This is a genomic window from Chamaesiphon sp. OTE_20_metabat_361 (assembly GCF_031364565.1).
The window spans coordinates 1-2,181 of record NZ_JANLWO010000134.1; the positions used below are offsets into that span (position 1 = coordinate 1).

The following is a 2,181-nucleotide window of genomic DNA, read 5'->3' on the forward strand; positions in this document are numbered from 1 at the left end:
GTCAATACATAATCTGCATCTAAAGACAAGACCCACTCAGACTTTACCTGTTCTAGACCGTAGTTCCACTGCTGAGCGTGGGTATCAAATTTACGTTGAAAGATTTTGATTTTTGGGTAAGATTTGAGAATTTCTAGCGTCCGATCTTCACTATAACTATCGATGACAATAATTTCTGTTGCCCAGTCTAGTTTTTGGAGCGTACGCTGGATATTTGGAACCTCGTTATAAGTAAGAATGAGTGGAGTAATATATTCGATTTTCATTAACATTACTAATTTGTATTACATATACATATCATAGATTTCCATAGATAAGGTATTCGACCTGCATACTTAAACTGGATATCTTGACAGCCTTCTATTTAGAGAAGTTTGGTTAATGTTGGTACTGAAAAGAATTTGATATGTCCCCCATCCCATAAAGCTGTAAAGTGATTGTCTAGTTTACCAGATATCGCTAGAGCTAGGTTTTTAAGATAGCTATGATAGGGAGTTGTCAGAATAAATTTTCCTCCAGGTTTGAGACAATATTTAGCGGCTGTGACGATCGCTTTTGGATTAAATAAATGCTCGATCGCTTCAACCGAAATAACTGCATCAAAACTATGTTGTAGCTCTGGGCTGGACATTTCATAGATGCTATCTTGGATAAAGTGGCAATCAGGGTAGTTTTTTTGAGCCAGCGCGATCCCTGCGGCTGATTCTTCTACGCCAACAACTGCATAGCCAAGCTTTGTCAAAACGTTGCTAAAACTACCATTACCGCCCAAGATCTAAAACTCTAATTTTTTGTCCGTCAGGATGAGCCGCTGGATGCGGCAGCATTGCCAATAACGGGGTAGTCAAGTAATCATATGTATGGTCGAGTTGACTAGAGGAGTATTGATACTCGAACTGAGATGGTATTGTTGTCATGAGCTAAATGATGTGGGTTGTTATGACTGATTTGACAAAGAGATTGGTTGTCGATCGACGATCGCTTCATAGACACGTACTAGGTCTGTGGCAATCTTATCCCAATTGTAGTTCTCGATGGTAAACTTACGGGCATGTATACCCATTTGTTGTGCGCGATTAGGCTCGGTTAAATATCGATCGAGTGCCTCGGTAATCGCCTCAATATTCAGATCGGCGACATAACCAAGCTCGCGCTCGCGAACGACAGTAGATAGACCAACACCAGGAGTTAATAACACGGGGGTACCAACAACTAAAGCTTCTAGAACAGCGATCCCAAAGTTTTCCGAGTGGGAAGTTAAGACAAATAAGTCGGCTCCTTGAAGTAATAAATCTTTTTGAGTTCCTTCGATAAAACCAACCATCCGAGTGCGATCCTCAATCCCTGCGGTTCTTAATAACGACTGAATCTCTGCTTCATACTCTGGGGTACCACTACCTGCCAGTACGAAGGTAAACCGCCGTTCTCGAAGTTTACCGAGTGCCGGAATCAGATAGTCCAATCCCTTCTTGTAATGCAGTCGAGCTAAAAAGAGAATAATCGGTTCATCTGCGGGACAATTCAAATTTTGCCGTAGCAAATTAGCAGCATCTGGGATTTTGGCTGGTATCTCAGTTAAACCCAATGGCAGCACAAATGTCTCAGCTTTCAAGTTTAAAGCCATGAAATCATCGCGTTCTTGTTCGCAGGTTAGGTGGATAGCGCCAGCACGATCGAGATTGGCTCGTTCGATCGACTTCAAATAAATTTGCTTTTTCCGACCACCTCGATCGAGCGACCATTGACAGAGCATCCCATGTGGTGTCACCAGATAAGGAACTCCTCGCAGCCGGGAGATCGCCATCGTCACAGTAGACGTGTAGGAAAATATCGCATGAACGTGGATCGAGTCATACTTAGCGATATGTCTAAATAGCCAAGTCGTAAACGCTCCTGAAAAAGCAAACTCACGTAGGGCATTCAGCGGTGGCGAGAAGCGGGGGAAAAAGTAAGTAGGGATGCCATCATACCGGGTCAGCGTACCCAGTGGCACATCGAGAAGATCGTTCCCATCATCGTTAGTTGTCGCAATTTCTGCATCGATTCCGCTGTCTCGCAGCGCACGCACCATATCTAGGACTGCTCGACTCGTCCCCCCTCTAACGGGAGAGACTGAAGGAATTACATGTAAAATTTTCACTGATATAGCCCAACATCATCAGGATATTCTGGTTCGACACT

Annotated in this window: 4 protein-coding genes; all 4 read right to left on the bottom strand. The window is 43.5% G+C overall.

The window, feature by feature from the left end; all coding sequences use genetic code 11:
• Nucleotides 1–266, bottom strand: a 266-nt coding sequence (locus tag RMO35_RS03785; RefSeq protein WP_309738664.1) for a glycosyltransferase, incomplete at its 3' end; no start/stop codon positions are given.
• A 98-nt stretch (nucleotides 267–364) separates the two neighbouring features.
• Complete coding sequence (locus RMO35_RS03790; RefSeq protein WP_309738666.1) at nucleotides 365–742, bottom strand: class I SAM-dependent methyltransferase; 378 nt, start codon at nucleotides 740–742, stop codon at nucleotides 365–367.
• A 19-nt stretch (nucleotides 743–761) separates the two neighbouring features.
• Nucleotides 762–917 (bottom strand): hypothetical protein, encoded by a 156-nt coding sequence (locus tag RMO35_RS03795; protein ID WP_309738668.1) that lies wholly within the window; start codon nucleotides 915–917, stop codon nucleotides 762–764.
• Nucleotides 918–937: 20 nt separating this feature from the next.
• Nucleotides 938–2,140 carry a glycosyltransferase gene (locus RMO35_RS03800; RefSeq protein WP_309738670.1) on the bottom strand — a complete coding sequence of 401 codons (1,203 nt, stop codon included), beginning with the start codon at nucleotides 2,138–2,140 and terminating at the stop codon, nucleotides 938–940.
• Between the last annotated feature and the right edge of the window lie 41 nt (nucleotides 2,141–2,181).